The following is a 6,567-nucleotide window of genomic DNA, read 5'->3' on the forward strand; positions in this document are numbered from 1 at the left end:
GGCGTCGGCTGCCGCGCCCTCTGGCAGGTCGAGGGGCGCGTCGTTCGTGAGTTCGGCGAACCGGGCTTTGACCTCGGGTGTTGCCCGGTCGAGGGCGGTGTCGAGGAGTTGTTGGATCTCCGACTTCGGGCGTGACTCGGGCTTCTGGTGCCACGCCGTGACGGTTCGTGCTCCGACGCCGAGGTACTCGGCGAAACCCTCTTGGCTCAGGCGTAGCGCTGCCTGGAGAGCGGAGGCGGTTCGGCCGGTCCAGCCATTCGCCATGTTCATCTCGTCGCTACCCCCGACGCGCGTTGTGCGGTGAACCTGCGGTGGTTGTGCGGTGGTTGTGCATGGGGTCCGGAGTGATTCCGCAGTGGAATTAGCGGCATGGAAAACAAGCCGTTCGACCAGGGGAAACGCACCGGACTACCGGCGCTCTCGGACGTGTTCGATGACCGTCGAGAGGTCCGACTTGAGGTCGTCGAGGCGGTCGGTGATCTCGCTCAGGCGCTGCTCGACCGAGTCCAAACGGGACCAAAGACTGTCAGCGGGGTCCGCTACCGGTTCGTCGGCTTTCGGCGGCTTTCGGCCGTGCAGCACGGCTTCGAGGTGTTGCGGGTGCCATCCGAGTGTGGTGGACAGGGACTCCAACGTCCGCGGGCTGCGGCGGCGTTCGACGGTGTGGTGTTGCACCTCGCGGACGATCGCTTGGGAGACGTGCGAGCGCTCCGCGAGTTCCCGTTGACGCCAACCCAGCTCATTCACGCGCTGGTTGATGGCCTTGGCGACTGCCGCCCAATCCTCCGACACGTATTCCTCCGCGCTCCGCCTCAGCGCTGAGATTAGCCGTCTTCCGCTGTTCCGTGACGTGACACGGCGCATTTCGCGGCCGGTGCGATCTAACGCGCCCTTCGCTGCGCTGAAATCAGCAATCTAGAGCTGAAATCGTCAGCTTGATCAAGCAAAGGACTTTTCTGATGCGTACTTCTCTGCCTTCTTCCGGTTACACCGTTCGTCAGGCCGCTTGGGTGCTCGGCGTCGAGCCGTCCACGGTCCACCGCGCCGTTCGGCTCGGCAGGCTGCCGCTCGTGCGGCGGCGCGGCCGGTTCGTCATCCCGGTGAACGTGCTCGTGCGGCTGCTCGGCGAGTCCCGTTCGGGAGGCACGCCGTGAACCTTGTCGAGATCGCTTGGGAGCTGGACCGGCTTCGGTGGGTGCCGAGCGTGGTGCTGGCCGTGGTCGTGGAACGCGATGGGCTGTGCATGGCGGACTTCCCGGACCTGCCGCCGTGGGTCGATGAGGAGATGACCGATCGGGAGCTGGCCGCGCGCATGTGCGCCGGCTGCCCGGTGCGGGACGAGTGCTTGGAACTGGCGTTGCGCACGGCCGGCGCGGACACGGTCGGCGTGTGGGGCGGGTTGGCTGCCGACGATCGGCGCGAGTTGCACCCGCACTGGCTGCGACGCGGTGAACGGGTCGAGAGGGGGCCGCGTTCATGAACGCTCTCAGCCTCACTCCGACGCAACTGCTCGCCGGTCTCGGAGTGGTCCTGGTGCTGCTGCTCGTCTGGCGGGCTGGCGCTCGACGGGCGAAAGCCGCCGCGAACGCCGTACGGACGAGTGCCCGGTTGGTGTCGCTGGCCGGTCGGGTGCTGGTCAACGCCGCGCTGATCGTGATCGTCCAGTGGGTGGTGATCACCCAACGCGGTGACGGGTGGCTGCTCCTGGCCGTGCTCGTCGTGCCCGCGCTGTTCTCGTCCTACGCGTTGACGCGTGCGTTGACCGTGACCACCTACGAACCGTCGCGTCGCCGGGGTGAGCGGCGATGAGTGAGCCGGTGGAACGGGTGGCGCGGCAGGTTGACCGGCTCTGCTGGACGGGGATCTTGCTCGGGTTGGCGTTCACCATGACCAACGTCCAGCAGTTCGCGGCGGCCGGTGCGCCGGTCTGGTCGCTGGCGTGGTCTGCGGCGTGGCTGCTCGACCCGATGGTGTCGCTGGTGTTGCTGGCGATCCTTCGGGCCGAGCAGGTCACCGCTCGGTACGGCGTCCGGATGGGCGGGTGGGTGCGGGCGGCGAAGTGGTTCACGCTCGCGGCTACGTACGTCATGAACACCTGGAGTGCGTTCGTGGCCGGTTCGGCGGCGCTCGTGGTGCTGCACTCGGTGCCGCCGCTGGTGGTGTTCGTGGCTGCGGAGGCGGTTACGGAGTTGCGGGACAAGCTCGGCGCGGCGGTGAACGCTGCGCCGAGCGCTCCACCGGCACCGCTGCCCTCGGTTCCGCGGACGTCGTTCGCGGACTACCTCGCGGCTGCTCGGGCGGCGCGAACGCCGGACGTGAAAGTGACGCCGGCATGGGTCCGTGAGGTCACCGGTTGTTCGCGTGGGTTGTCGTCTCGGCTCGCGGCGGCGCTCGTCGCGGACGGGGGTCGTTCATGAACGGCGACCTGGTGCCCGCCGAGCGAGTGTTCGACGGGGAGTTGGTTGATGAGCCGAAGACGTTGGTTCGGCGGTTGGGGAGTGGTTGGCAGCGTGCGCGCGTCGTGCCACCACAATTGAAGTCATCACAATCATTTCAGTATTGGTTAAAAGAAACACTCGGTTCGCTCGTGCGGCTGCCCGGACGGTTCCTCGGTGGAGTCAGCAGGGGAGTAGTGGCAGCGGCTCGCGCGTGGCGGTGCTGGGTTCGGGTGAAGGACTACCGGGAAGCCGCCGAGCAGTCCGAGAAGTTGGCGGACAAGTTCGTTGAGATCCGGGCGTTGACGCTGTTCCGGTGGAAGGTCACCGGTGCGGTGCTCGTCGCAACCTCGGCGCTCGTCCTGGTGCTCTACGTGCTGTACGGCGGGGTGGTCTGGTGGGCAGTGTCCGGTGTGGCGTCGGTGGCGCTGGCGATCCTGGGCCGTCGGAAGGATGGCTCGCCGGGACGTAAGGCGGTGCTCGCCGGTCCGCGGACGCTGACGTGGACGATGGACCCGCAAGTCCTGGTCGACGCGTTCCGGGACGCGAAGCTGATCGGCAAGGACGAGACCTTGCGGTTGGTCGAGCGAGCGGCGCGCGTGGGGGAGGGTTGGGCGGTTACGGTCGATCTTCCCGCTACCCGGAAGGCTGCGGACGTCATCAAGAACCGGGACGCGCTCGCTTCGGCGCTGGCGGTGGACGAGGTTCAGCTCATCGTGGAGCGGGTCCGCGGTCGTGGTGGGCACGCCGGGCGGGTGTTCCTGTGGGTGGCCGATGAGGACCCGTACGCCGGTCCGCCGTTGCGGACGCCGTTGCTCGATGTGGAGTGGTGGGACGCGTGGCGGCCGGTGCCGTTCGGGCGCGATGCTCGGAACCGGCGGATTGATCTTCCATTGGTGTGGACGTCGTTGCTCGTGGGTGCGATTCCCAGGCAGGGCAAGACGTTCGCTACTCGGCTTGCCGCCGCTGGGCTGATCCTGGACCCGTATACGCGGCTGTACGTGTTCGACGGCAAGGGCGGTAAGGACTGGGAGGCTGCCGAGCAGATCGCCTACCGGTACGTGTGCGGGGACGAGCTTGAGCACGCGTACGCGGTGCGGGATCACCTGGTGGAGTTGGTGGCGGAGGTTCAGGCGCGGTACGCGCGGATGGCCACTTTGGACGATGAGATCTGTCCGGAGTCGAAGATCACGACTGCGATCTCGCGGGATGCCGACCTGGGGATGCCGATCACGGCGGTGGTGATCGACGAGGTCCAGGTGTTCCTGGAGAACCCGACGCGCGAACAGGTCGGCGGCAAGAAGACCACGCTCGGCGCGTACATCGCGGACCTGCTGACGTACTTGGTCCGGAAGGGGCCGGCGGCCGGTGTGGTGGTCATCCTGGCCACCCAGCGGCCGGACTCCAACACCATCCCGTCTCGGCTTCGGGCGGTGCTCGGCTCGCGGTTCGCGTTGCGCGTGATGGACTGGCGCGACTCGAACATCGTGCTTGGCGAGCAGATGAACACGCGCGGGTACGACGCTTCGACACTGTTGCCGAGCCACAAGGGCGTCGGCATCCTGCGGCCGGATGGCGAGACGGACGCCGGTGCGGACATGATCGCGCTGACCGTGCGGACGTACTACATGCCCAACGCCGAGTGGCGGGTGATCTGTGCGCGCGGTCGTGCGCTGAGGGAAGCCGCGGGAACACTCGCCGGTCATGCCGTCGGTGACGATGCTCCCCGTCCGATCGACTCGACGTCGGTGGTCAAGGCGCTCGTCAGCGGCACGGCTGACGGATGGGTTGTGGACTTGCCTGAGCCGTTGGCGGCGATCGTGGACTACCTCGGTGAGGAGTTGGACGAGCGGGAGTTCGTCCCGACCGCCGAGCTGGTCGAGGCGCTCGACGTCGAGGCGGTCACGTTCGCGCGGGAGATGGGCGAACTGGGCTGCAAGCCGCTCCGCCAGTACGTGCCGGACGGAGAGGGCACGCGGCGCGTCCGGGGCTACCTGACGGCGGACATCCGGTCGGCTGTCGAGCGTGTGGCGGCTGATGAAATCGGCTCGCAGGATGCTGATCAGGCATGACCGCTGACGAGCCGGTCACAGTGCGACTGCCGAGCGAACTTCCTGTGCTTACAGCCACTACCAGCCGCACGCTGCTTGCCATACTGGTGGAACTGACCGAGGTGGAGGTTCTGGACGGACCTCCGGGAGGGGGTGGCGGTGACTGTTGAAATCAGCCGAGACCCGTGGGCGACGCTGGACGAATTGTGGGGCGTCGAGGTGGTCGAAGCCGTCGAGGACGGTATCGGGCCGCTGGCCGGCTACGGGCGATGCTCGACCGAGGACAACCAGGACCCGGAGACGTCACGCGGGTGGCAGTTCGGCAACGCTCGGAAGTTCGTGGAACCGCTCGGTGGTGTCGTTGCTGAGGAGTTCTTCGACGTGGGGCAGTCGCGGTCTGTGCCGTGGGAGCGGAGGGAGGAGGCTGCCCGGCTGCTCGCGGCGTTGAAGAACCCGTATCGCGGGTGGAACGCCGTGGTGGTCGGTGAGGGCACCCGGTGTTGGTTCGGCAACCAGTTCTCGCTTGTTGCGCCGAAGTTCGCCGCGTACGGGGTCGAGCTGTGGGTGCCGGAGTTGGGCGGCAGGTACGACCCGCGCAACCCCTCGCACAAGATGTTGATGAGTGTGCTCGGTGGCATGAGCGAGTCGGAGCGCCAGCACGTGCAGGCGCGGGTGCGGGCGGCTATGGATGCTCAGGTGCTCAACGAAGGGCGGCACCAGGGCGGACGCGCGCCGTACGGCTACGAGACCGTGGACGGCGGACCGCACTCCAACCCGCGCAAGGCTGCCGAGGGATACCGGTTGCGGGTGTTGGCGATTGTCGAGCAGTCGGCCTGGGTGGTGCGGCGGATCTTCGCCGAGTACATGAGCGGGCGGGGTGACCGGGCGATCGCGACCGGGCTGAACCGGGATCGGGTTCCGTGTCCCTCGGCGCGGCGGCCGGACCAGAACCCGCACCGGCCCGGTGACGCCTGGCAGGGCGGCACCGTGAGGGCGATTCTCGACAACCCCCGGTATACCGGGTACGCGTTTTTCGGCCGGTGGATGCGGCACGAGACGTTGCTCGACCCCGATGACGTGGCGGCCGGGAACGTGATCCGGTTCCGCAGGGCCAGTGCCGATCGCATCGTCCGGTCGCGGAAACCGGCGCATCCGGAGATCGTGAGCGTCGAGGAGTTCACGCAAGCCCAGCTGCTCCGCAAGTCGAAGTCCGCCGGCGGACTGAAGACAGCCCGGAAGGCGGAGCGCTACGAACGACCCACGAAACGGACCTACGCGTTCCGTGGTCGGGTGCGGTGCACGGTGTGCGAACGGAAGATGGAGGCAAGCCCTCGACCGCGCGGGATGTACTACCGGTGTCCGGCACGGACCCTCCCGACCGGTTCGCCCGCGTTGGGCACGCACCCACCGACGATCTACCTCCGTGAGGATGTTCTCGAAACCGCGGTGAACAAGTGGCTCGGTGAGCTGTTCGCGCCGAAGAACATTGACCGGACCGTGGCGGCGTTGGTCGCGTCGCAGGGGACTGAGACCCCCACGAACCACGACGCGGCGCGGAAGCGGCTTGCCAAGGCGGAGCAGGAACTGAGCCGGTTCCAGGCTGCGATCAAGGCCGGAATCGACCCGATGGCACTGGTGGAGCCGATGAACGAGGCTCAGGCCGTGCGAGCGGCGGCGAAAGCGGAGTTGGAGGGCACTCCACCGCCACAGACGCTGACGTCTGCCGAGGTCCACGCGATGATCGACTCGTTGGGTAATGTCGGAGCGGCGCTCAACGACGCAGAGGTAGAGAGCAAAGCGAACTTGTATGGTGCTCTTGACCTGCAAGTCCGCTATACGCACATTGCCCACGTGGCTGATGTGATCACCAAGCCAATGGGCAATGTGAATAATGCTCGTGTCCGAGAAGGCTTGTTGGACCCGAAAACGTGGGCTGCGGCCCACCTCCAAAGTGGAGAGGGCAGCGCATGTGTCAAGTATAGCAACAACTTCCGCCGATTGTCCAGGTGGGCCGGAGCCCACATCGGCGACAGCATTCGTCGCCTCACGGGGTAGGCGAGCAATGATTCTCCAGCGCTTCA

The 6,567-nt window shown here is 67.0% G+C and carries 7 protein-coding genes; 6 read left to right on the forward strand and 1 reads right to left on the reverse strand.

The genetic code is table 11. The features are described from left to right. Window positions 1-408: 408 nt before the first annotated feature. Window positions 409-792: a transcriptional regulator gene (locus ALI22I_RS01000; protein ID WP_077003695.1), complete on the reverse strand. Its 384-nt coding sequence runs from the start codon at window positions 790-792 to the stop codon at window positions 409-411. Window positions 793-959: 167 nt separating this feature from the next. On the opposite strand from ALI22I_RS01000, the gene ALI22I_RS48365 reads away from it, so the two are divergent. The 6 genes from ALI22I_RS48365 to ALI22I_RS01030 all read left to right on the forward strand — a co-directional run bounded on the left by ALI22I_RS48365 (window position 960) and on the right by ALI22I_RS01030 (window position 6,541). After that, complete coding sequence (locus ALI22I_RS48365) at window positions 960-1,154, forward strand: helix-turn-helix domain-containing protein (protein WP_143531854.1); 195 nt, start codon at window positions 960-962, stop codon at window positions 1,152-1,154. Then, the gene (locus ALI22I_RS01010) at window positions 1,151-1,480 is read left to right on the forward strand and encodes a WhiB family transcriptional regulator (protein ID WP_077003696.1); all 330 of its coding nucleotides are present in this window, start codon (window positions 1,151-1,153) and stop codon (window positions 1,478-1,480) included. Before ALI22I_RS48365 ends, ALI22I_RS01010 begins: the two co-directional genes overlap by 4 nt. Continuing rightward, a complete protein-coding gene (locus tag ALI22I_RS01015; RefSeq protein ID WP_077003697.1) occupies window positions 1,477-1,809 on the forward strand; it encodes a hypothetical protein in 333 nt (110 codons plus the stop codon). The genes ALI22I_RS01010 and ALI22I_RS01015 overlap by 4 nt, the downstream gene beginning before the upstream one ends. Then, complete coding sequence (locus ALI22I_RS01020) at window positions 1,806-2,417, forward strand: hypothetical protein (RefSeq protein ID WP_077003698.1); 612 nt, start codon at window positions 1,806-1,808, stop codon at window positions 2,415-2,417. Before ALI22I_RS01015 ends, ALI22I_RS01020 begins: the two co-directional genes overlap by 4 nt. After that, a complete protein-coding gene (locus tag ALI22I_RS01025) occupies window positions 2,414-4,507 on the forward strand; it encodes an FtsK/SpoIIIE domain-containing protein (RefSeq protein WP_077003699.1) in 2,094 nt (697 codons plus the stop codon). Before ALI22I_RS01020 ends, ALI22I_RS01025 begins: the two co-directional genes overlap by 4 nt. A 138-nt stretch (window positions 4,508-4,645) precedes the next feature. Next, entirely contained in the window at window positions 4,646-6,541 is a 1,896-nt protein-coding gene (locus ALI22I_RS01030; protein WP_083751326.1) for a recombinase family protein, read from the forward strand. The last annotated feature ends 26 nt before the right edge of the window (window positions 6,542-6,567 follow it).

The sequence above is a fragment of the Saccharothrix sp. ALI-22-I genome, assembly GCF_001984175.1.
Classification (GTDB): Bacteria; Actinomycetota; Actinomycetes; order Mycobacteriales; family Pseudonocardiaceae; genus Actinosynnema.

Coding starts and splice junctions, on each gene's coding strand:
- ALI22I_RS48365 (WP_143531854.1), top strand. CDS start 960: ATGCGTACTTCTCTGCCTTCTTCCGGTTACACCGTTCGTCAGGCCGCT.
- ALI22I_RS01015 (WP_077003697.1), top strand. CDS start 1,477: ATGAACGCTCTCAGCCTCACTCCGACGCAACTGCTCGCCGGTCTCGGA.
- ALI22I_RS01020 (WP_077003698.1), top strand. CDS start 1,806: ATGAGTGAGCCGGTGGAACGGGTGGCGCGGCAGGTTGACCGGCTCTGC.
- ALI22I_RS01025 (WP_077003699.1), top strand. CDS start 2,414: ATGAACGGCGACCTGGTGCCCGCCGAGCGAGTGTTCGACGGGGAGTTG.